This window comes from Proteus sp. CA142267 (genome assembly GCF_003336825.1).
Taxonomy (GTDB): Bacteria; Pseudomonadota; Gammaproteobacteria; order Enterobacterales; family Enterobacteriaceae; genus Proteus; species Proteus terrae.
Genome location: NZ_QPMG01000005.1, coordinates 55,145 through 79,012 on the forward strand (window position 1 = coordinate 55,145; position 23,868 = coordinate 79,012).

Sequence of the window (23,868 nt, forward strand, 5' to 3'; positions counted from 1 at the left end):
AATATTCCAAAAAAACGATTAACGTCAATAAACTCTAAAAAGAGATAAAAAAAGTTAAGAACGAAAAACTTTACCGAATCCACACTTCACTGTCACTTAAAAACAGCACAATTACTCACTTTTACACGAATATTCTGCCTTCAGGGAAAACAATAAGATAGGATTTTACTTGCCATTCCTCTCCAAAAAGAATAAAAATACACTAAATGCGAATAAAAATTCACTTGAGAGGGTTTTATGAAAGAGCGTAGCACCGAATTGGTCGATGGATTCCGCCACTCGGTTCCGTATATTAATGCACATAGAGGCAAAACATTTGTCATTATGCTAGGTGGTGAAGCCATTGCTCACGAAAACTTCCCATCTATCATTAATGATATTGGGTTGTTACACAGTCTAGGCATTCGTTTAGTGGTTGTTTATGGTGCTCGCCCACAAATAGATACTGCTCTTGAAGTGCAAAAGGTATCTCCGATTTATCATAAATATACGCGCATCACCGATAGCAAAACCTTAGAAATTGTTAAACAAGCTGCGGGTACATTGCAACTCGATATTACGGCTCGCCTATCAATGAGTTTAAGCAATACGCCATTACAAGGTGCACATATTAATGTTGTTAGTGGTAACTTTGTTATCGCACAACCATTAGGGGTTGATGATGGCGTTGATTATTGTCATAGCGGGAAAATCCGTCGTATCGATGAAGAAGCTATTCATCGCCAATTAGACAGTAATGCCATTGTATTAATTGGACCAGTTGCGGTATCTGTGACCGGTGAAAGCTTTAATCTCACTTCAGAAGAAGTAGCAACACAGCTTGCGATAAAGCTTAAAGCACAAAAAATAATTGGTTTTTGTTCATTCCAAGGTGTTGTCGATGAAGAAGGACACATTGTTTCTGAACTATTACCTAATCAAGCCGAAGATAAAATTCGAGAGCTACAAACGGAAGGTGATTACCATTCAGGTACCGTAAGATTCTTACGGGGAGCAGTTAAAGCCTGCCGTCGTGGTGTAGAGCGTAGCCACTTACTAAGTTATCAATCTGATGGTGCTCTTATTCAAGAATTATTCTCTCGTGATGGTATTGGTACTCAAATCGTTATGGAGAGTGCAGAGAAAGTTCGTAGAGCAAATATCAATGATATTGGTGGCATACTCGAACTTATTCGCCCATTAGAACAGCAAGGCATTTTAGTCAGACGTTCAAGAGAACAATTGGAAGTTGAAATTGACCAATTCACCATTATTGAACGCGATAATATGACTATTGCATGCGCTGCACTCTATCCTTATCCATCAGAAAAAATTGGTGAAATGGCTTGTGTCGCAGTACACCCCGATTATCGTAGCTCTTGTCGTGGTGAAGTTTTACTACAACGTATTTCAGCACATGCTAAGCAATTAGGGTTAGAAAAGCTGTTTGTTTTGACAACTCGTAGCATACACTGGTTTCAAGAAAAAGGATTTGAACCGGCTGAAATAGATAAGCTACCGATTGAAAAACAAGCACTTTATAATTACCAACGCCGTTCTAAAATTTTGATTTTAGATTTACATAAAGAGTAATTACCAAATATAAAAAAAGACAGGTATCCCTCTCAATGCCTGTCTTTTATTATTTTTCATTATTAACTGATGGCTAATAACGTAATTTATCAATTAATCCACTTCGACGCTGAATACGCGTTTGTATTGCCATTTTCACCATCAGCTCTGAGGCATAAAGAGAAAGCTTCTGTTTAGCCCGTGTTAATGCTGTATATAACAATTCACGACTAACAACAGGTGAAAATTTATCGGGCAGTACTAACGCTGTATGGGTAAACTCAGAACCTTGTGATTTATGCACTGTCATTACATACGCAGTTTCATGTTGTGGTAATCGGCTAGGTTGGATCGCTTTCAATTTTCCATCAGGTAGTTGGAAAAAAGCTTTCATTTCACCTTCATTATTATTGAGCATAATGCCAATATCACCATTAAACAGGCCAAGTGTACTGTCATTTCGTTGGATCATAATCGGGCGTCCAATATAATCACTTTGATAACTATTTGTAGGGCGGCGGATCAATCGCTGGCGATGCAATAGCATTTCAATTCTGTCATTTAAACCACTCACACCAAAAGGACCGTCTCTTCGCGCGCACAATAAACGGTATTGGTTAAATGCATTAAGAATAATATCAGGAGATGCTTTTTGAGAAACTAAAGTGAGATATTCTCGATAAGCGTTAACGGCATCTTGTATCATCAGCAAATAGCTTTCTTTGGACTCTAAAGCAATAAAGCTCACATCTTGGGGCTCTAATGCCATTTCAAGCTGTTGAGGGCTAACCTCTGCTTTTTTCAACAACGCAATAGCTGTTTTGGTCTGCCCTTTATTAACCGCGAAAGCAAGTTGCCCTATCCCTGAATCTTCACCAAAGCGGTAGCTTTTTCGTAGCAGGCACAGAGAATCACTAACGACAGAAACTGGTGTTTGAGAGACAGGAATGATATCAGTAGATTTAGCCAACTCACCTTGGGTTAAGAGATTAATCTGATCAAATCTCTTTTGACTAAAACCATCCTCAGAAAAACGGCAAATATCACCTAATACAGCGCCAGCCTCAACAGAAGCAAGCTGGTCTTTATCACCTAAGAAAATAACGTGACATTTTGGTGGAAGTGCATCAATCAATCGCGCCATCATAGGTAAATCAACCATTGATGCTTCATCAACAACTAAAATATCAAGCTGTAATGGATTATCTTTATGGTAACGCACTTGCTGGCTTTCAGGCTGAGCGCCTAATAAACGATGAATAGTTTGTGCCTGCTTCGGCATCCACTTATCTTCTTCTTCACTTAAATGAAGTTGTGCCAAAGCATTACCTAAAGATTCAGTTAATCTCGCTGCAGCTTTACCTGTAGGAGCCGCTAATTGAATAATCGGCTTTTCATTCGATGTGAGCATCACAAAAGCCGCTAAAATTTTAGCAACTGTTGTGGTTTTCCCTGTTCCTGGGCCTCCAGAAATAATAGAGATAGGGCTTGTGATAGCAACACTCGCAGCCACTTTTTGCCAATTTGTTTCTTGGCTTTCTTTTGTTGTTGGAAAAAGTTGGTTGAGTACCTTGATTAATTCATTTTCATTAATATCAACAACGGTGTGCTCTTGCCTAAAAAACTGAGCAACTTTCTCTTCATAGCTCCACATTCTTTGTAGATAAAGAAGTTCATTATCTAAAATAATGGGGGAAGGAGAATCATCGCTACTTTGATTAACACAATAACAATGTGTCAATTCTTCTACTATTTTTTTAGCAGAAGGCTTACCCATTTTTTGCCAAATTTCTTGTGCAAACTCTTTTTGTCTACCATCAAACAGTTGATCTTTTTGAATAATACTCAATGGTAAACAAACATGACCCGCTCCAGTTTGAGCACTCAAATAAGCAAATACAAACAGTAAAATAGGGTTTTCATCTTCCACCAGCATTTGTGCAAATCGAAGATCTAAAGGCCGTAATAAGTTTTGTGTAATCGCTTGTTCTAATAGTTTGATCATTTTTATTTCTCACTGACTACATCGAGTTTGCTACTTTTACCTGCAAATAGTGAATCTAGCGCCAAAACAAAAGCTTCATCGGGTAAATAGGCATAAACTCCATTTCCGGGATGTGCTTTGTCTATACCACGTAAGAAGAGGTAATAAATCCCACCAAAGTGGTTTTGGTAATCATAATCAGGGATGCGCTGTTGTAAAAAACGATGTAACGCTAAGGTATAGAGTTGATATTGCAAGTCGTAGCGATGATCCATCATTGCATTCATCATCGCTTCTTGTGTGTAATCCTCACTCGATTCACCTAACCAGTTCGATTTATAATCCACAACATAGTATTTACCTTCCCAAGAAAAGACTAAGTCAATAAAGCCTTTAAGCATTCCTTCTACTTGTTGAAATTGCAAAGCCGGACAACATTTTGATAGAGGATCAAACTGGCTAATTAATTGAGTCAATTGGGCTGATGATATCTCTTTCTCAATAGGTAAATAGAATTGTAATTCATCAAGTTGTTGTGATTTGGGGATATCAGCAAGACACAATCCTTGAGGATTAAGAGGTGTATGAAACAGCGTTTCCATCCATAAAACTAAAAGAGGAGCCCACTTTTCATCAAAACCTTGGGCAGTCAATTGTCCTTGCATCCACAGTTCATCAACAGGTTGTGAAAAATCTAATACTTCCAACAAACTGTGTAAGAACGTTCCTGCTACTGCACCACGAGGGAAATGATGAATCGAATTTTCATCAACCTCTCCTTGTTGCTTCTCACCTTTAGCATCTGTATCAAGCCTTGGTGCGATAGATTGTACCAAAGCCTCAATATCACCTAAGTCAAAATGATAACTACGATTTGAATGTTGATAGGTTAACCCTGAATAGCTCGTTATACGCCAGTTATCCTGGATCTGGCGTTTAAATATTGCGGCCTCAAGTTTTGTTTCAGCCATTAATTGAGGCTGATAACGATGTGCAGACATATTATCAAGCGTTGTTACACTGATATTATCATCTAATAAAGCATGAATTGATTGATGCAATAATTCACTATTACCCTCTTCGCCTTGCTGCAATAAATACCCTAAAGCATTTTTATGCAAATCGGTAAGTCCTGACTTACGTTTAGTTCCCTTAACAAGAGGAGCAACACCAACATAACAGCAGAATTTTGATCGTGTTAATGCTACATAAAGTAAGCGTAAATCTTCAGCTAAGCGTTCTTCATCCGCTAAGCGCAAACTTTCAGGTCGACTAAAAATATCTAATTTTGCGTAAAACTTATCTCTATCATGATAAAGCGCCCCTTTCTGCTCTTGATAATTACAAGCAAAAGGTAAGCAAACGATAGGATATTCAAGGCCTTTAGATTTATGGATAGTACAAATTCGCACAAGGTTTCGGTCACTTTCCAAGCGCATTTGTTGGCTTTCAGACTGCGCATCGGGATGAGAAATTTGTTGTGCTAACCAACGAATAAGAGCGTGTTCACTATCAAGTTGTAATGATGTTTCTTGTAATAATTCACCAATATGCATGATATCTGTAAGCCGACGCTCACCATCAATACTTGCGAGTAAATTTTCTGCAATTTGATTATCCATCATGATTTTACGCAACATGGGTAAAACGCCACGCTTTTGCCATAGTACATAATAATCAGCAAATTTCTCTACGTAGCTATTCCAGCGTTCCTCACTGCAGTTCAGATCATCAATTTGCTTTGCGCTGAAACCAAATAATTGGCTGGCTAAAGATGCTCTTAAAACACGTTCTTTCTCTGGTGTTACCACTGCTTGTAATAACCAAAGTAGATCTTTAGCTTCATTGGTTTCAAATACACTTTCACGATTGGATAAAAACACTGATTGTATTGAAAGCAAATTCAGTGCGTCACGAATAAGTACTGCTTCTCTACGGCTACGCACTAACACCATAATATCAGCAGATGTAACCGATTTTTTTGTACCTTGTTCAATCAGCCAAGCCTGTTGTTGATCCCCTGCTGATAACCAATCACGAATTTGTGCAGCACATTGTGCAGCCATGATTTGTTCGTAATTTCCCGTAGAAACACTTTCACCTTCAGCAAGCCAAAAATTAAAAGGAGGGATCGGTTTATCATGGTAAATAAAAGCCATGTCTTGGTTTTTTTCAGCCGAGCTTACTTCAATAAAAGGGATATGCTCAAATAAAAATGGGGCATTGGAACGCATAAAAAGCTTGTTAACAGCATTCACCATACCCGGGGCAGAACGCCAGTTAGTGTTTAATGTGTAATGATGAGAGGTCTGCTTTCTAGCTTGGATATAAGTAAAAATATCTGCACCACGGAAAGCATAAATTGCCTGTTTGGGATCACCGATAAACAACAAACCGCTGTTTTCATGCTCACCATAAATCGCATCAAAAATACGATATTGTTGGGGATCTGTATCTTGGAATTCATCAATCATTGCAACTGGATAGCGTTCACGAATGGCTTGCGCTAAAGCTTCACCACCTTCACGTTTCAATGCTCTATCTAAACGTGTTAATAAATCATCGAACCCCATTTCGCCACGACGCATTTTTTCATTTTCAATACCTTGGCGTATTTCAGGGATCGCATTGACCAAAATAACATCACGTAAAGTCAGGCTCTGCTTCGTTAATCGTTCAATTTCAACAAAAAGAATATGCTCTGGTGCCGGACCTTTAGTGGCCTTCTCATTCAATGTTTCTTGAGAAAAACGAGCTAAACAATCAGGTAATTGATAGCTTTTCGTTTCTAGTGTTGACGCCCACAAAGTGATTTCTTCAATCCATTTAGGTAAGAAACGACTGCTGTAACTACGTTTATCAACACCTGAAGCGGTTATCCATGCTTCAACTTCATGATGATGTTCATTCCAACGAGTTTTAACGTTATTAATTGCTTCGATAACCGCTTGATGACGCTCTTTTACTGATTCATTTTCGCTATCTAATGCCACACCTTCGATTTCAGGCATTTCACCTTGTAAATAAGGCTGTATTTCATAAAGCAGTTGTTCCGGGCCAGACCAAATCTGGCTTACTGCATTAGCAACATCATAAGAAAGTGGATAACAATGGCGACGCCAGAAGTCAGCACATACCCGTTTTTTGAGTTCATATTCATCTTGGATCAAAACTTGTTCAAACAAGACTCCTGATTCAAATGCATTGTTCGCCAACATACGCTGACAAAAGCCATGAATAGTGTAAATAGCCGCTTCATCCATTTGGCGTTCAGCTTCTAGCAACCACTGTGCAGCTAGCTCTTTATTAGGGATCTGTTTGAGTAACTCGAGGTACGTATTATCACTACTTTCAACATCATGACGGATACAGGCAAGTCTTAGTTCATGGATATTTTTACGAATACGTGCTCGTAATTCATCTGTCGCCGCATCCGTAAATGTCACAACTAAAATCTCTTCAACACTGAGAGGGCGGTAGAATGCTGACTCTCCGCCTAATCCAAGAAGCAACCGTAAATACAACAACCCTATTGTATAAGTTTTTCCTGTTCCTGCAGACGCCTCAATGAGGCGTCTTTGGTACAGAGGAAGCGTATACGGGTTTAATGGCTGTGCCTGTATTACTTCACTCACTCTTTAATTTCCTCAACAGGTAAAGTTTTTTGTAATTCACTTACTGTGGTGTAACGTTTCCATTGTTTATTTTCTGCATAATCAGCATCTGTGCCATCTTTACCAATAACTTGAGAGACAAAAATAAATCCGTTAGGTTTTATAATTGCTTTCTCATAAAACTCAATAGCTTGTTTTAATGTAACCTTATTAAGTTCAGCTAAGAATTTTTCACGGCCATCATATTTTAAGTTATTACGATGGAAGTCATTTCGATAAAGAGAAGCTTCTTCATAGAATGTTTGAGGTGGCTGTTTAACTTCGGTAATAATCGCTTGTTTATACTGATTAAAATCAGCTTCGTTCATTTTTTTCAAACGTTCGTAAGCTTGCTGATAAAATGCGTTATAGCGCTCATTCAAGTAGACAGGTGGTTTTGCATTACTTTGTAGTAAAAAGCCGATACCTGATTGCTCGCCCATAGTGCCTTGGTAAGCAAATACAGCGTAACCTAGTTGCTCTTCTGTTCTTAATTGATCATAGAACCAAGGTTTGATAACTGAGGCTAGTACTGAAGAAATGACCTGACCTTCAAGGCGACTATAACCTGTTGGAATATAAAGCTCACCTAACGCGTTATCGGTGCTCTTCGATTTATTTTGGAATTCAACCGCATTTAATTTATTGAATACTAATGTTTCGCCGATCCAATATTCTGTGCCCTGATTACCTAATAATTCGTGTGCAGATTTAGCAATATCACGGCTTTGCTCTGGCGTTAAGTTACCAATAATCAATGCTTGAAGTGCTGCATTTTTAATGACTTCATGGCGATTATCAATAATATCTTGTAGTGTAATTGACTCTAATGCTTTGATTTTATCAGCTTCTTCATAGTACGGGATCGTATTTAATCGGCGAGCCGGCAGCATAGCTGCTTCAAATGCTTTTAAGTTATGAGTCACTTCAAGTTGTTCGCGATACCAAGATTTAGCCTGATCTAGCTCTTCTTGAGTTGATTCAAAGCTCATATAGCTTTTTAGTGTTGCATTAACTAATTCTGGTAAATGTTGTGTATATCCATTTATTGAAAAATCAATACCTTGTCCTGATGAGGATGAGATATTCATTCCGGCAACAGAAGCTTGATAAGATAATTCACTTAATGCTAAACCAGCAAGATAGTCCGTTAAGGTTTGTGTCACTTGCTGCTTAACGGTAATGTCTGATTTCTTATTCACTAAACTCAATGTCACACTAGCTTTAGGCTCATCAGAAAAATAGTGTGATGGCATATAAAATAAGCGAGCGCTTTTATCTTGCCACAACAATTGTGGTTTGATGATTTTGCTGTCCGCATCAATCAGTGAAAGGTTATCAGGGATGTAAGGGTTAAGTGCTGGCAGTGATAATGAAATGTCATCCGATAATGTTTGCCATGTTTTTAATTGCTTATCTGTGATTTTATCCACCTGATAAGGGGCATTAACAAAATAGGCTTGTTTGTTAGAAGGTTCATTAGGACTTATCACCCAAATACGAGCCTTCTCTGGTATAAGAGAGTCAAGACGAGAAAGGATCGCTGAAGGTTCATAATTATCAGCAATATAGTCTGCATCTAAGATATTTTTGATTGGATAGCGCAGCATCATATCCGAAATACCTTCTATGTAATTCATATCTCTTACAATAGAGCCATAACGGAATGAGAGGTTTAATACATTTGCAATTTCATCAAAGTAACGTCGACTGATACCTTCTGTTTGAATTAAACGAATATACGAAAAGATAGCGGAAATCACTTTGTCTTTTTGCGCTAATCCTTTATCTGTCAACGCGACATAAATCGTAAATGAGCCTTGGTTACGATCGATATAAGGCTCTGAAGAGGCACTAATACTTTCAGCCAAGCCTTGATCTTGTAACCACGTTGCCAATGTTCCCGCGCTACGATTACCGATTAAATAGCCAATATATTCATCAGATTTACTACGAAAATCGGCGACATTATTATCAATACCAAATTCAATCTGTAAGGTTTTTTGCGGTAAAGCAGGTACAAGATGGATCATTAACCCTTTTTCTTTATCCGTCATTGCAGGTACTGTCGTGACAGGTACGTCAGCCTTTTTATTCGGGATCCGAGCAAAAGTCTCTGAGGCTAATTTAGATAATTCATCAAGTGATTTATTACTATAAATAACACCATTCATTAAATTGCCAGAATAGTGTGTTTGATAGAATTTAATCAATTCATCTTGAAGCTTACTATTTGGTTTATCACTTAATGTCTCTAGATTCCCACCCATAAAACGAGAACTTGGATGTGCTGGGTTTAAAGTTTCTGCTCTTACTTGCCAAAAACGCATGCCATCGCGTGCGCGCGCCATTGTTAATTCAGCATTAACTGCATTACGTTCACGATCTGCATTTTTAGGATCAAGTAAAGGTTCAGCTAAAGCATCAGCAAGGCGATCAACCGCTTCATTAATGGCACTATTTTCTACTTCTAAATAGAATGCAGTGCGGTAAGTCGTTGTACTCGCATTATGAGAGCCGCCATTCTTTTGTAAGAATTCAGACATACTGCCTGATTGAGGATATTTCACCGATCCCATTAGCACCATATGCTCTAAATAATGTGCAAGACCTTGCTGACTATCTGGATCTTCTAATGCTCCGACAGGTAATGCAACAGCCGTTAATGATTTAACTGCTTTTTCATCAGAAACCAGTAATACAGTCATTTCATTAGGTAGTTTAATCGCTTGATATTGGCGTGGATCGCTCTCACTTTTTTCAATGCTATCAGGCAATACTTGCCAGAGAGGATCAGCAGCAAAGCTGTTGATACTCACTAGCATCAATAGCAACATGATCCATAGTTGCGAGAAGTATTTTCTCATCTGATATGAGCTCCCTTATTTTTTCAGAAATGGAATTATTGGTTTAAATATGGTTAATGCCGTCTGTTTGACCGTTTGTAAAAAAAGTTCGTCTAATTGAGAAAAAGCACGCTGAACATACATATCACTCATTTCACCATCTCGATTATAGCTACCCGTTAAATGTTGCATCAGCACTAATTCTGCTTTTTCAAGTGTTTCTTCATCATCAAGTAAAAACTCTTGTGATTTTTTATCATAGCAAGCTTGCAACCAAGCCCAGCCACTTTTCGCAAATAACGCTAATGGGCTGTTTAACCCTTGTTTATAGTCACTGATTAACTTGTCTAATGTTGCATAGGCAAACTCAGGATCAACCGGTAATAAACACCATTGAGTCTCTTTTCTACCGTAAAACCGACTCTCGCCAGTTCCCTCTTTCAAGCAATAAACTAGGTGCTCAATCCAAAGTTGCAATAAGTCATTAGCTGTTAAGCTGGCAGGTCGCCAACGTAATAAACCATCAGCTTGTACCTCATTTAAACGACCAATCAATGGTATTGCACTAAAGCTTTGCTCTAATGTGACAGAATGTGTAGCTAATCGTTCACTTCTTATCTTTTCAGCTAAAGGAAGTAATTCTTCTATTTGTTGCTCCCAATAGATTTGACCAAATGCACTCGCAGGAAGTTGCCCTGCTGCTTTGATACGCTCAAACAGTGCTTCTGTTGAGGTTTGATCAATCAATGCTTTTAATAACCATTGATTCAATAGATAACGTTGAAGCACATTGATCACAAATGGCTCTTCTTCGGGTAATTCTGTTTCTTCAATAACGAAATTTGTTTTTAATCTTTGTTGGAAAAAAGCACGAATAGGATGACGATAAAAACGTGCCAGTGCATCAACAGAGACTTTATCTATTGTGCCATCATCATTAAGCGGTTCGATAAAACTTTGATGAACCTCCCCTTGCCCACTAGCAGCAGGCAGCCATTCAGAGGCATAAGAACGAAAGGAAGCGTCTATACGGAAATTTTCTTGAGCAAAAGGAACACGGCTATGTTGTGTTAATAAACGCTGGTTTACACGAGTCGCACTGTCATCAACATTGAGTTCACCATCCTCTGGTAAACGGAAATTTTGCCCAATATAATCTTGTAATTCTTTGATTAAGACTGATGGATTACATTCTCGATCGTCACGTATCGATTTTCCGATATAACTGATATAAAGGTATTTTTCAGCTGAACTAAGCGCTTCAAGGAATAAATAGCGGTCATCATCACGGCGTTTTCTATCACCACGACGGCGTTTTTCCGCCATTAAATCAAACCCTAACGGCTGAATATTACGAGGATAAATACCATCATTCATACCTAATAAACATACAGTTTTAAAGGGAATAGAACGCATAGGCATTAATGTACAGAAATTAATACTACCTGCTAAAAAGCGTTGACTGATTTTTTCATCATCAAACCGTACTGTTAATTCATCACGAATAAGCACTAGCGGAATTTCATTTTGATATTGCGCTTTCAATCCGTTTTCAATCACTTTTTGCCATTGTTGGATAATAAGCGCTAACACTAATTCCGTTTCTTCATCAGACTCAAAAAAGGCATCAACTAATTGTTGCCCAACTTCTAGCCATGCTTCTAATGAACGAGTTTCATTCAAACGTGTACGCCAATCACTTAATGTATAAAGAAAATCAGCGAGATGACCTGCAAGTTCAGCGACTAATCCACTGGATTCATCGTAAGGAAGAACGCCTTTCCAAGGACCGTTTTCACTTTCCATCGCATAGCCTAGCAACATGCGCAGTAAGCCAAACTCCCACGTATTTTTACCCGTAATGGGTAATAAGAATGAAGCCACATTCTCATCATCTAATCCCCAGCGTATACCTGACTCATCCACCCATCGGCGTAGCAGTTTTAATTCACTTTCAAAAATAGAAAAATGCCCAGCTAACGCAGGCACTTCAAGTAAGGCTAACACTTGCTCTGCTGTAAAACGACTTTGAGGAAGTTCTAATAGCGTAATAAAGGCTTGTAATACAGGGTGTGCTTGACGTGCTTTTCTATCTGAAATAGCAAAAGGAAGATAACGTTCTGAAGGCGCATTACCAAACACTGCTTGAATATAAGGTGTATAGCTATCGATATCCGCAACCATCACAATAATATCACGCGGTAGTAATTCAGGATCTTGCTCTAACAAATGCAGTAATTGATCTTGTAACACTTCCACTTCGCGCTGTGGACTATGGCTGGCATGAAAAGTCAGTGAATGATCATCTGGCGAAATCACACGTTTATCTTCACTACACTCATAAGTTACAAGTGTTGTACCCAATTGCGAAAAATCTTCTAAATCAAGGATATCCGCTTGCAATTGATGAAGTAAATTATCTCTTGGGATCTCAACAAACGCATCCAACACATCGGTATATTCTAGTTCTGAGAGGAAATAAAGATTATCTTTACCTAATTTTCCCCATGACGCTAATAGCGGATTACCAATACTTTGTTCGCCTTCTTCATTAAATAACGAAGAAGCATTTTTTTCATCTTTAAACCAAGGCGATTCATGTAATTGTTTATAATGGCGTGGTTTTCTACTATTAAGGCGAGCGAGAAATTTAGGATCTTGGATATCTCCCCAATAGTAACGACAAGGATTGGTAAAAAGTAAATAGATCTCGGTATGACGCCCAATAGCCTGTAACGCCTGCAAATAAACTTGAGGTAATGCTGAAATTCCACAAATAAAAATACGAGGAGGAAAACAGTGCTGAAGCTCCCCTTCATCTGCGTTATTTAATGTAGAGATAAATTGTTGATAAAGATTAGAACGGTGCCATTGAGGCTGATTAAGATCTTTTGTGTATTGCTGTAATGCTACCCACAATATTTTTTGCCAGCGTTGATTTTCGCTCAATCCTTCTATTAACTCATCATTTTCCCACGACATTAGCCAATCTGAACGATAAACTAAATATTGGTCAAATAAGTCAGCCACACGCCCAGCTAACTGATGAAGTTTACGTTTATCTTCATCATCATCAAGGTAATGCAGTAAGGGTTTAAATTCTTCATGAGGTAAAAATTCAGGAAGTAAGGCCATTAATTTCCATGTCATGGCATCTTTAGAAAAAGCACTTTCTTTAGGTATACCTGATAATACCCGAGTAAACATTTCCCAAATAAAGGTTGCTGGTAATGGATAACGGATATTAGCAGCAATACCCAAGCTTTCGGCAAGCTGGATTTGTAACCACTGAGACATTCCGGGGCTTTGTACAAGGATCACTTCTTGTTCAAAAGGAGAGGAAAGTGGTCTGGTCTGCATAAAGTGCACCATAAGTGACTTTAGTAATGACAACTGATTTGAGTGGTATATATGAAACATCAGATCCTCATTTTATTAATAGCATGACCAGTAATATAGCTTTAGTGTGGGTAATGCATGATTGGCAACATAACCTTCTATTTGCTGACAATCTTCAGACTGCAAAAGTGAGCGTGTCATTATTTTTCGGTTAGAAGCAAAATAGTCAGGTGATATTTCAGACATTTGTTCAAATAAAACAAAAAGCTCCTGCCCTGTCTGCTGAATTTGAATTAACCGCTGAAAGTCAGCTTTTAATGATTGACTATACCCTATAATAGCGACAAAACTAATATTAAAAAACAGTAGTATAAACATTGTATTAAGTAAAATAGAGCCATTTTCTGATTTATTTCGAATGCTAGCTATAACTCACACTCCTTATGCACTAATGGGCAATAATCTAGCCATCCTTTTGGATGTGCAACAATAGATTTATTTTTGTCCTTCGACAAATCAACCCATTGATAATGATATATTTTATAACCCTTTAAGCTTTCTGCTTGTCCTTGTAATAAGCCCTTTTCCAAAGAGAGCAAAAATAAACAGCTTTTTATTTTAGGATTTGCATGAAAATGACGGCATTGCCATTTATTTAACTGTGACGACGAAATTCCCCAATCCAGCTTTATTCCCCACACCAATGCGGATTCAGCAAATAAAAAAGCTTGTCGTGCTTGTAGTTCTTGCATCACTATTTGTTGAGACTGTCTGTAATAATAAGCAAAACTTCCAAGTGCTGATAAGCTCATAACAATAAATCCCATTACGACAAGCAAACTTGCAAATCCTTGCTCACTTTTATTGTGAATTGAATCAAGACTCATAACGTGGTCACATTCCTTAACCGAATGTCATTCTTATAATGTGATTTCACAGCAGGAGATTGTTTTAAATGAAATTTTAAAGAGACTGAAAGATAAAAAAGTCGTTTATCTTTAATGAGATGTTGCCTTGAATAAGGGCGTAAAATAAACTCCGTCACTTCAATCTCATGACTTTCAAAGAATCGTTGCCATCCTGAAGAAGTACAATCTTGTACTCCTCTTAATTGCTCCAATTGCCCATTTTTAAGCCGATAACCAAAATAATCACTCTCTCTTGAAGAAGGTGCATCCCATCGACCATTGCTGTTTACGTCATAAGCGAAAATAATGCAGGAGTTTTTTTCTTGATAAGAATACTGACCTATTTTTAATGGTGAAGTGTGAAACTTCCTTGACTGCAATGCATAGGTACAATCACCGTAGCAATACCCAGTGCGCCTTAGTTGTGTTTCTAGTACCAATAACCGTTCTCTTAAAAAAATATCTAACTGGTATTGTTGATAACAATGGATCAAAGTGTTCATTATTTGGGGGTAAGCTCGACTAATACAAAGAAATAGAACCCCACTAATTGCTATGGCAAAAAGACATTCCATCAGCATCATGCCAGATGAAAATGAAAATATTGATCGCTTTAACATGGCGAAAATACCTTAATTGTCTGGCTACATGCTCTTATTCTGCCTAAAGATGAAATAACAACTTTCACTTCACCTTCTGAACTTTGAAGCACAAAACTCATTGGTCTTAAGGTTTGACGGATACCCCCAAACGTAAAATTTGAGACTGTTGATTGTTTAAGTTGAATACCTGGCGCTAATTGAAAAATCATTTGTTTTTCAGGCAAATGTCGCAAAGGAAAAGGAATAGCAACAACTTGATTACTGGGCGATAAATGAAGTGATATTTTAATCTTTATATTAAACAGTAGCGCTTGTTGTCGCTGATAAGAAAGAAAGGCTATAGTTTCTCGCACACTATGTATCAATTGACGTTGATGGGTAAATTGCTGATAGGTCGTAATTGATAAATAACTTAAAATCGAGGTAATCATCATGACAATAAGCATTTCAAGCAGGCTTATCCCAAATTCATTCTCTTGTTCAAGTTTTCTATTTAGGCTTATTTCCATGTCACTGTTCATTTTGTTCTCCTTTAGAGCCTGCGATGAGGATGCAGCTAAACCTTTGTAAGATAAACAAAAGAGAGTCTTTTTTTCGAACAATGACGCAGTAACAATATTTTCAGAACAAATACAAAAAAATAGTCATCAATGATAATTGATGACTAGCATTAATTTATTGAATTTAAAGTTAATAATAGAAATAAAAAGCCCCTGTTTATCACTAAACAGAGGCTTTAAATACAAAATACAAAAGAAAAATTAAACCGTAAATGGATATTTTATCGCTTCATGGCATTGATAGCCTTCAACGATAAAATCATCCGTTGTTACCCATGTTTCGATATCTTCCAACGTTTTGATTTTTGGATTGATATGTAATGTTGGTAACGGCAATGGCTCTCTTTTTAGTTGTACATCTCGCATCAGTGGTAATTGATTTTCATAGATATGTGCATTGATTATCTTATGAAATGCTTTACCCGGCTTATGCCCTGTAATTTGAGCCACCAGCGCTAATAATACAAAGCACTGTATTTGGTTGAAATTTAAACCTAATGGCACATCGCAGCTACGTTGATAAGAGGTTAAATAAAGCGTATCACCCACTAATGAAAATGTGTGTGTATGCATACAAGGACGCAAACAACCTAGCTCAGTTTCACCTGGATTATAGAACGTTACGATTTCGCCACGATCATCTACCCCCTTAGAGAGGTCATCTACCACTTTACGTAGTTGGTCAAAATGGGAACCATCTGGACGTTGCCATTGGCGTCCTTGAACACCATAAACACGGCCCATATCGTCTTCACCTTTGCGATGAGGGTTATTTAGCCATGCCCCATTTTCATTAGCGTTTGCATTCCATGTATTGCAACCAATTTCACGAAATTGTGCTGCGTTGTCGTAACCGCGTAAATACCCTAACAACTCTGCAATTGCAGCTTTATAGAAGCTTTTACGTGTCGTTATCAGTGGAAATTGGTTATTTGCAACATCATATTCCAGATCAGCATTAATCACCGTTAAACAACGGGTTCCTGTCCGTTTATTATCAATCCATTGCCCTTCATCGATAATGCGTTGACACAATGCCAGATACTGCTTCATGTTGTCTCTCTTGTAATTAGCTAATAGTAAAAAATTTATCTCACACTATTTGTGAGCAGGTGTTGGATTTTGTGGTGTCTTTTTATCTTGACGATAAGCCCATACCATAAAAATAATACCCAATAAAATCATTGGAATTGAAAGTATTTGTCCCATACTCACACCACCAAATAATCCTAGTTGTGCGTCTGGTTGGCGGAAGAATTCAACAATAATACGGAATGCACCATAACCAATAAGGAACAAGCCTGACACACTACCTACTGGGCGACTTTTGCGTACAAAGATATTCAGAATAATAAATAACACCACACCTTCTAATAGCATTTCATAAAGCTGTGATGGGTGACGAGGTAAAACCCCATATTCTTGAATGATTGGCAGTAGTGTTGCTGGATCTTGGGCAACAAGTTGAAGATCTGCAGAACGTGAGGTTGGGAATAAGAAAGCCCAAGGCGTATCAAATGTAACGCGTCCCCATAATTCACCATTAATAAAGTTACCAATGCGGCCTAACCCTAAACCAAATGGAATTAATGGTGCAACAAAGTCTGCCACTTGGAAGAATTTACGTTTAGTACGTTTAGCAAACCAAATCATGGCACAAATTACCCCAATTAAACCACCATGGAACGACATACCGCCATCCCATACTTTAAAGAGGTAAAGAGGATCATTTAAAAAGACAGGTAGGTTATAGAATAAAACATAACCTAAACGACCACCGATAAACACTCCCACAAAACCGACATAAAGTAATGTTTCAACTTCATTTTTAGCCCAACCACTATTCGGTTTTGCAGCTCGACGGTTTGCAAGCCATAAGGCAAAAACAAACCCAACTAAATACATCATACCGTACCAATGTAATGACACTGGCCCAATAGAGAACATAACGGGATCAATCTCTGGAAATTTAAGGTAGCTTATACTCATTATTCCCTACTTCACTTAATCAATAATTTCTATGCTGGTCATTTATTACCAACATAGAAAAGGCTTATACGAAGGCCTACTAGATACCTCCGCGAATTAATCCACCTAATCCTTGCCGTTCCATAAATTCAGAAGACAATTTTTTGATTTCTGTTGCCGTTTCAGCTTGCAACACCCGTTGCATAAAAAGCTCTAACATCACAGGATCAAGATGGCGCAATAAGTATTTTACCCTAGGTAAACTACGACCACTCATGCTTAACTGCCTAAAACCGAGCCCTATTAACAGCAATGCCCCGATTGGCGTACCCGCCATTTCACCACAAACACTCACTGGCAACTGATAATATTGGCATTGTGTTGCAATCAAATTCAGTGAACGCAATAACGCAGGATGCAAATTATCATAGAGTAATGCTACATGGGTATTATTACGATCGACTGCAAGTAAGTATTGAGTCAAATCGTTTGTTCCAACGGAGATAAAATCAACCCGATTAGCTAATTGTGACAGCATAAACACCAATGAAGGCACTTCAAGCATAATACCTAACGGAGGTGGAACACATTCACATTTTAGTTCTCGACTCACTTCATCACATGCTCGTAGTAGCAATGTTCTTGCTTCGTCAATTTCATCAATACTTGTCACCATCGGCAACAATATTTTCAAATTTTTAAATTCGAGGTTTGCTTTTAGCATTGCACGTAGCTGAATAAGGAAAATTTCAGGTTGATCGAGCAATATTCTTATTCCTCTCCAACCTAAGCAGGGATTTTCCTCATTAATTGGCATATAAGGAAGTTGCTTATCAGCCCCAATATCTAAAGCACGCAAGACAACGGGTTTATCAGGAAAAAAAGAGAGGATCTCACGGTAGCGATTTTTCTGTTCATCTTCTGAAGGAAAACCACTTTGTAGCATAAAAGGGATTTCTGTTCGATATAAACCAACGCCATCAATTCCCACACTAATGCGTTGTTCATACTTTATATTTAATCCCGCATTCAGTTGAACGCTAACTGTCTCACCATTTTTTAAAACCGCTTGCTGTTCAAGCTGCTCTTCTGCAATTTGGCTTAATACGCTCTCTTCATCAATAATTTGTTTATATTCCTGAGTAATAAAAGGCTCGGGCTCGATAAAAATCTCACCACGATAACCATCAAGAATAAGCATTCGATTATGTAAAAGCTCAGGCTGAATATCCGCACCCATAATTGCGGGTATACCCATTGCTCTAACAAGAATGGCAGAATGCGAGTGAGTTGCACCATCTCGAACAATTACACCAGCAAGCTGTTGCTCTGGTAGCTCTGCCAATAAACTTGCACTTAATTCATCAGCCACCAAAATAAAACGTTCTGGCCAAATATTGGTTGAGCTAAGATCATCATCTAAATGGAATAATAACCGGCGCCCTAATGCTTTAAGATCAGAAGCTCGCTCTCTCATATAACCATCTTTCAGGCTAGAGAACTGGGCTGCAACTTTCTCAACCACCACTTTAACCGCCCATTCCGCAACATACCCTTGTGTAATGATTGCGGTCATTTTATGTTTGAGCTGAGGATCGTTAAGTAAATGCGAATAGAGATCAAAAATGGCGGCACTCTCTTTTTGTGCATTCGCCATAAAGCGCTTACTAAAGCGGCGACATTCTGCGGTAGCATCTTCTAAAGCCACCGTAAGTCGATTTAATTCTGCTTTTATATCAAGAGCACTGGCTTTAAAAACATTTTCAAGGACAGGTTGAGAGACTTCTTGCCAGCCATAAGCCATGACCACGCCAGTAGAAACTGAAAGTGCTTTAATACGACTTTGACGATATTGTCCAAAAAGTCCTTTAGTTTGTACTTGCGATAATGTGGCACCAAGCTGTGTCGCCAGCGTCACCATAAAAGATTCTTCGCTCTCATTAAATAAGCGACGCTCTTTTTGCTGAACGACTAATACACCAAGGAGTTGGCGACGATAAACGATAGGAACACCAAGAAAAGCGCGGAGATCGTCTTCTTTAACTTGAGGAAGGTATTTAAAGCTAGGATGTTCACGAATATCAGCGAGGTTAATAAGCTCTGAAAGACGCCCCACTTCACCAACAACACCTTCATCAAATGAAAGGCTAACGGCTCGCCCTCTAGGTTTTTTTAACCCTTTGGTCGCCATAAGATAAAAACAACTACGTTGTTTATCGGCAAGATAAATAGAACACACATCCGTGTGCATTGCCTGACACGTTTCCTTGACTAAGAGTTCAAGCGCTTCTGGAAGCCCAGCTGCCATAGCCACTTTTTCTACAATTTCTCGCAAACGTGTCAGCATAGTGTTATCTAATACCTTTTACGCCGATATCCATACGATGGACGCGGTAAAGACACTTGTTCTTGCAATGACATGACTACTGGTGCGAACTCTTTCATGACACGCCGATAAACATCGCGTTTAAAAGAGACGACTTGTCGAACAGGATACCAATAACTCACCCAACGCCAGCCATCAAATTCTGGCGTTTTGCTTTGTTGAACATTAATGTCTTTATCATTACTTGTTAACTGCAAAAGGAACCAACGCTGTTTTTGTCCAATACAAACAGGTTTTGTGTCCCAACGCACCAAACGCTTAGGTAACTTGTAACGTAACCAGTTACGTGTGGAGGCAAGAATTTTGACATCCTTGCGACTTAACCCAACTTCTTCGAACAACTCTCGGTACATTGCCTGCTCTGGCGATTCTCCAGGGTTAATCCCTCCTTGAGGAAATTGCCATGAATGTTGCCCATAGCGACGAGCCCAAAGCACTTGCCCTTGCCGATTACAAATTACAATCCCTACATTCGGGCGGTAGCCATCATCATCGATCACTAGACTACCTCAATAACCAAATTTGAAAGATAACTCATTGTTTCATACTACTCACAGACGGTAAACCTCTATCAACAGACTTTGCATGGCGCGCGTATTTATCTACAATGGGAAAGTCTCAACGGGGTGCCTTTCTATTTCTAGGCTGAGAAAAACTCGTGGAACCTGATCCAGCTAATACTGGCGTAGGGATTTGAGTCAGGATGTTGCAATACTTATTGGTTTGCCATCCTCACTCCTCAGATCCTACCTGACTTTTACTGAGGAACTAAACGTGTTAACTAAATCACTTCGCTTTACTTTCCTGCTCGGCGCACTAGGTATTATGAGCACTTTTTCGACTCAAGCTTTAGCACAAAAACCCACACTCACTGTTTACACTTATGATTCATTTACCGCAGATTGGGGGCCAGGACCTGCAATAAAAAAAGCGTTTGAACAACAATGTGATTGTGAGTTAAAACTGGTTGCCCTGTCTGATGGTGTGTCTCTACTTAATCGCTTACGTATGGAAGGTGATAAAAGTAAGGCGGATATTATTTTAGGATTAGATAACAATTTGATCCACGCAGCAAAAGAAACTGGGCTTTTCGCACCAAGTAATATCGATACATCTAAACTCACCTTACCTGAAAAATGGACTGACGATACTTTTGTGCCTTATGACTACGGTTACTTTGCTTTTATTTATGATAAAAACCGTATCCAAAATCCGCCCAAAAGCATGGCCGAACTGCTAAACAGCAAAGAAAAATGGAAGATACTCTATCAAGATCCTCGCACCAGTACTCCTGGTTTAGGTTTAATGCTATGGATGCAGTCACTTTATCCTGAAAACACCGCGACTGAATGGAAAAAATTGTCAGAAAAAACATTGACCGTCACTAAAGGTTGGAGTGAGTCTTATGGCTTATTCTTAAAAGGTGAAGGTGATTTTGTGCTGAGTTACACATCATCTCCAGGTTATCACATCCTAGCAGACAAAAAAGATAACTATGCGGCAGCGATTTTTGATGAAGGACACTACTTGCAAGTCGAAGTTGCCGCAAAACTTAAATCGAGCAAACAATCTGAACTAGCACAGCAATTTATGCAGTTTATGTTAACCCCTGCATTCCAAGAAACTATACCGACTACCAATTGGATGTATCCTGTTATAGATATGCCATTGCCAGAGGTCTATTCTTTAATGCCTAAACCTGAAAAATCATTGCAATTTGATGCAGAAATTGTCGCAAAAGAGCGCCAAACATGGACGCGTAATTGGCAATCTGCGGTTAGTCGCTAATGGGAAGATGGCTTATCCCGGGGCTGTGTGCCTCGGGTTTATTGCTTATCGTGGCGTTATTGTCATTTGGCGCATTGTGGTTTAATGCACCAAGTGGTGAGCTGTCCTCGATTTTTGCTGATGAATATTTATGGCATGTCGTTCGTTTTACTTTCTGGCAAGCCTTTTTATCCGCCCTATTTTCAATATTACCTGCTATTTGGCTCGCCAAAGCACTCTATCGACGCCAATTTAAAGGGCGAACACTGTTTTTACGCCTATGTGCCATGAGCCTTGTGTTACCAGTTTTAGTCGCCCTTTTTGGCATTTTAACGGTTTATGGCAGAGTAGGATGGATTGCTCAAATTTGTGAATGGCTAGGGATCGACTACCAATTTACGCCTTATGGTTTGCAAGGCATTTTATTAGCTCACATCTTTTTCAATATGCCATTAGCAACCAGAATGCTATTACAAGCACTTGAAAGCATCTCATCAGAGCAACGCCAATTAGCCTCACAATTAGGCATGAATGGCTGGCAACGTTTTCGCTTTCTGGAATTCCCTTATTTATGGCGACAAATGCTCCCCACAGCATCACTGATTTTTATGCTCTGCTTTGCAAGCTTTGCTACTGTGTTGGCTTTAGGTGGAGGCCCCGCAGCAACAACGGTTGAACTCGCTATTTATCAAGCATTAAGTTATGACTACGATTTACATCGTGCTGCGCTTTTAGCCCTGATCCAGCTTTTTTGTTGTTTAGGCTTAGTGCTTATCAGCCAAAAGCTAAAAGGCACTCTTTTTGTGGGAAACAATCAAAAGCAGCCTTGGCGTGATCCCTATGATCCACTCTTTAGCAAAATAACTGATGGTTTAATTATCACTCTTGCGATCCTTTTTTTAGTGCCGCCCATTTTGGCCGTGATCACTGATGGTCTTAATAGCCAATTTCTACGTGTTATACAACAGCCTATACTTTGGCAAGCTTTTACAACTTCACTAATTATTGCCGTTGGTGCGGGTGTTGTCTGTGTTGTATTAACGATGATGTTGCTATGGAGTAGCCGAGAACTTCGCTTACGCCATTTTAAAAAAGCCGGACAAGCCATGGAAATGAGTGGTTTGATTATTCTAGCGATGCCAGGCATTGTGTTGGCAACAGGCTTTTTTCTGTTATTAAACAATACGATCGGATTACCTGAATCACCTTATATTTTAGTGATTTTGACCAACGCATTGATTGCCATTCCTTATGCTTTAAAAGTGTTGGAAAATCCGATGAATGATATCGCTTCACGTTATGGCCTTTTATGTCAGTCGCTGAATTTGCAAGGAATAAACCGACTTCGTTGGATAGAACTACGTGCATTAAAAAAACCAATCTCACAAGCGCTTGCCTTTGCTTGTGTTATTTCTATTGGTGATTTTGGTATTGTTGCCCTATTTGGTAATGAAACATTTAGAACATTGCCTTTCTATCTTTATCAGCAAATTGGCGCTTATCACACACAAGATGGTGCAGTAACAGCCATGATCTTATTACTACTTTGCTTCTCTCTTTTTAGCCTAATAGAACGATTAGCTGGAAAATCTCATGATTAAATTAGAGCACCTTGCTTACACCTATGAACACCAACATCTCTTGTTTAATCTAACGGTTAATGCAGGAGAACGCATTGCTGTATTAGGCCCAAGTGGTGCAGGTAAAAGTACATTACTCAGTTTAATTGCTGGTTTTTTGCCATCAGAAAAGGGAAACCTGTTTCTTAACGGGCAAGATCATACAAAAACAGTACCAGCAAAACGCCCTATTTCTATGTTATTTCAAGATAATAATTTATTCCCTCATTTGACTGTAAGGCAAAATATTGGCTTGGGATTAAATCCGGGATTAAAGCTGACTGAAGATCAAAAAGCGTTATTAGAGAGTCGAGCAGAGCAAGTAGCGCTTAGTGAATATCTTGAACGTGTACCTTCTCAATTATCAGGCGGTCAGCGTCAACGGGTTGCTATTGCACGTTGCCTCGTTCGCGAACAACCTATTTTGTTACTTGATGAGCCTTTTTCTGCACTCGATCCTGCTTTACGCATTGAGATGTTAGCACTACTCGAGCAACTTTGCCGTGAAAAAGCGTTAACCTTATTGATGGTTTCTCATAGCTTAGAAGATGCAGCAAAAATCGCCCCAAGAGCGATTGTGATAGATAACGGTATGATTGTGTATGATGGAAATACACAATCACTAATAAATGGTGAAGTGGATCAATCACTTATTTTAGGTATTCCGTTTAATTAATCTCAGCCA

At 38.8% G+C, this 23,868-nt stretch carries 16 protein-coding genes and 1 riboswitch; of the genes, 5 read left to right on the forward strand and 11 right to left on the reverse strand.

Annotated elements, in window-relative coordinates; translation table 11 throughout:
* Positions 1–237: 237 nt before the first annotated feature.
* Positions 238–1,572, forward strand: coding sequence for an amino-acid N-acetyltransferase (argA, locus tag C0T34_RS10345; protein ID WP_098941993.1), 1,335 nt, complete (start codon positions 238–240; stop codon positions 1,570–1,572).
* A 73-nt stretch (positions 1,573–1,645) separates the two neighbouring features.
* Here the strand turns inward: argA and recD are convergent, their stop codons facing one another.
* The 4 genes from recD to recC are packed head-to-tail and all read right to left on the reverse strand — an operon-like array spanning position 1,646 to position 13,454.
* Positions 1,646–3,556: an exodeoxyribonuclease V subunit alpha gene (gene recD, locus C0T34_RS10350; protein ID WP_098941992.1), complete on the reverse strand. Its 1,911-nt coding sequence runs from the start codon at positions 3,554–3,556 to the stop codon at positions 1,646–1,648.
* A gap of 2 nt (positions 3,557–3,558) precedes the next feature.
* Positions 3,559–7,170 (reverse strand): exodeoxyribonuclease V subunit beta, encoded by a 3,612-nt coding sequence (gene recB, locus C0T34_RS10355; RefSeq protein ID WP_109850127.1) that lies wholly within the window; start codon positions 7,168–7,170, stop codon positions 3,559–3,561.
* The gene (gene ptrA, locus C0T34_RS10360) at positions 7,167–10,055 is read right to left on the reverse strand and encodes a pitrilysin (protein ID WP_109850128.1); all 2,889 of its coding nucleotides are present in this window, start codon (positions 10,053–10,055) and stop codon (positions 7,167–7,169) included. Before ptrA ends, recB begins: the two co-directional genes overlap by 4 nt.
* A gap of 15 nt (positions 10,056–10,070) precedes the next feature.
* Positions 10,071–13,454 (reverse strand): exodeoxyribonuclease V subunit gamma, encoded by a 3,384-nt coding sequence (recC, locus tag C0T34_RS10365; RefSeq protein ID WP_109850129.1) that lies wholly within the window; start codon positions 13,452–13,454, stop codon positions 10,071–10,073.
* On the opposite strand from recC, the gene C0T34_RS18135 reads away from it, so the two are divergent.
* Positions 13,421–13,588 carry a hypothetical protein gene (locus C0T34_RS18135; RefSeq protein ID WP_162556824.1) on the forward strand — a complete coding sequence of 56 codons (168 nt, stop codon included), beginning with the start codon at positions 13,421–13,423 and terminating at the stop codon, positions 13,586–13,588. The two genes, recC and C0T34_RS18135, sit on opposite strands and share 34 nt — an antisense overlap.
* 210 nt (positions 13,589–13,798) lie before the next feature.
* Here the strand turns inward: C0T34_RS18135 and C0T34_RS10375 are convergent, their stop codons facing one another.
* From C0T34_RS10375 to rppH, 7 genes are all read right to left on the reverse strand, one after another.
* Positions 13,799–14,260 (reverse strand): DUF2509 family protein, encoded by a 462-nt coding sequence (locus tag C0T34_RS10375; protein ID WP_098941987.1) that lies wholly within the window; start codon positions 14,258–14,260, stop codon positions 13,799–13,801.
* Positions 14,257–14,901, reverse strand: a complete 645-nt coding sequence (locus tag C0T34_RS10380; RefSeq protein ID WP_109850131.1) for a prepilin peptidase-dependent protein — start codon at positions 14,899–14,901, stop codon at positions 14,257–14,259. The genes C0T34_RS10375 and C0T34_RS10380 overlap by 4 nt, the downstream gene beginning before the upstream one ends.
* Positions 14,895–15,404, reverse strand: a complete 510-nt coding sequence (locus C0T34_RS10385) for a potassium:proton antiporter (RefSeq protein WP_226892354.1) — start codon at positions 15,402–15,404, stop codon at positions 14,895–14,897. Before C0T34_RS10385 ends, C0T34_RS10380 begins: the two co-directional genes overlap by 7 nt.
* Positions 15,405–15,644: 240 nt before the next feature.
* Positions 15,645–16,496 carry a thymidylate synthase gene (locus C0T34_RS10390; protein WP_098941985.1) on the reverse strand — a complete coding sequence of 284 codons (852 nt, stop codon included), beginning with the start codon at positions 16,494–16,496 and terminating at the stop codon, positions 15,645–15,647.
* Between the two features lie 45 nt (positions 16,497–16,541).
* Positions 16,542–17,432, reverse strand: coding sequence for a prolipoprotein diacylglyceryl transferase (gene lgt / locus C0T34_RS10395; protein WP_098941984.1), 891 nt, complete (start codon positions 17,430–17,432; stop codon positions 16,542–16,544).
* A 79-nt stretch (positions 17,433–17,511) separates the two neighbouring features.
* Complete coding sequence (gene ptsP / locus C0T34_RS10400; RefSeq protein WP_098941983.1) at positions 17,512–19,758, reverse strand: phosphoenolpyruvate--protein phosphotransferase; 2,247 nt, start codon at positions 19,756–19,758, stop codon at positions 17,512–17,514.
* 8 nt (positions 19,759–19,766) lie between these two features.
* Positions 19,767–20,297, reverse strand: coding sequence for an RNA pyrophosphohydrolase (gene rppH, locus C0T34_RS10405; RefSeq protein WP_098941982.1), 531 nt, complete (start codon positions 20,295–20,297; stop codon positions 19,767–19,769).
* 112 nt (positions 20,298–20,409) lie between these two features.
* A riboswitch (TPP riboswitch) is annotated at positions 20,410–20,507 on the forward strand.
* Positions 20,508–20,571: 64 nt separating this feature from the next.
* Here rppH and thiB point away from each other — a divergent pair.
* From thiB to thiQ, 3 genes are read left to right on the forward strand one after another with little or no spacing between them, the layout of a single operon-like run.
* Complete coding sequence (gene thiB, locus C0T34_RS10410) at positions 20,572–21,585, forward strand: thiamine ABC transporter substrate binding subunit (RefSeq protein ID WP_109850132.1); 1,014 nt, start codon at positions 20,572–20,574, stop codon at positions 21,583–21,585.
* Positions 21,585–23,165, forward strand: coding sequence for a thiamine/thiamine pyrophosphate ABC transporter permease ThiP (thiP, locus tag C0T34_RS10415; RefSeq protein ID WP_098941980.1), 1,581 nt, complete (start codon positions 21,585–21,587; stop codon positions 23,163–23,165). Before thiB ends, thiP begins: the two co-directional genes overlap by 1 nt.
* Positions 23,158–23,859 carry a thiamine ABC transporter ATP-binding protein ThiQ gene (gene thiQ / locus C0T34_RS10420; RefSeq protein ID WP_098941979.1) on the forward strand — a complete coding sequence of 234 codons (702 nt, stop codon included), beginning with the start codon at positions 23,158–23,160 and terminating at the stop codon, positions 23,857–23,859. Before thiP ends, thiQ begins: the two co-directional genes overlap by 8 nt.
* The last annotated feature ends 9 nt before the right edge of the window (positions 23,860–23,868 follow it).

Bases quoted from the DNA above. Each gene is read 5' to 3' on its own strand.
- argA (WP_098941993.1), top strand. From the start codon at position 238: ATGAAAGAGCGTAGCACCGAATTGGTCGATGGATTCCGCCACTCGGTT.
- recD (WP_098941992.1), bottom strand. From the start codon at position 3,556: ATGATCAAACTATTAGAACAAGCGATTACACAAAACTTATTACGGCCT.
- ptrA (WP_109850128.1), bottom strand. From the start codon at position 10,055: ATGAGAAAATACTTCTCGCAACTATGGATCATGTTGCTATTGATGCTA.
- C0T34_RS18135 (WP_162556824.1), top strand. From the start codon at position 13,421: ATGACAACTGATTTGAGTGGTATATATGAAACATCAGATCCTCATTTT.
- recC (WP_109850129.1), bottom strand. From the start codon at position 13,454: ATGTTTCATATATACCACTCAAATCAGTTGTCATTACTAAAGTCACTT.
- C0T34_RS10375 (WP_098941987.1), bottom strand. From the start codon at position 14,260: ATGAGTCTTGATTCAATTCACAATAAAAGTGAGCAAGGATTTGCAAGT.
- C0T34_RS10380 (WP_109850131.1), bottom strand. From the start codon at position 14,901: ATGTTAAAGCGATCAATATTTTCATTTTCATCTGGCATGATGCTGATG.
- C0T34_RS10385 (WP_226892354.1), bottom strand. From the start codon at position 15,404: ATGAACAGTGACATGGAAATAAGCCTAAATAGAAAACTTGAACAAGAG.
- C0T34_RS10390 (WP_098941985.1), bottom strand. From the start codon at position 16,496: ATGAAGCAGTATCTGGCATTGTGTCAACGCATTATCGATGAAGGGCAA.
- lgt (WP_098941984.1), bottom strand. From the start codon at position 17,432: ATGAGTATAAGCTACCTTAAATTTCCAGAGATTGATCCCGTTATGTTC.
- ptsP (WP_098941983.1), bottom strand. From the start codon at position 19,758: ATGCTGACACGTTTGCGAGAAATTGTAGAAAAAGTGGCTATGGCAGCT.
- thiP (WP_098941980.1), top strand. From the start codon at position 21,585: ATGGGAAGATGGCTTATCCCGGGGCTGTGTGCCTCGGGTTTATTGCTT.
- thiQ (WP_098941979.1), top strand. From the start codon at position 23,158: ATGATTAAATTAGAGCACCTTGCTTACACCTATGAACACCAACATCTC.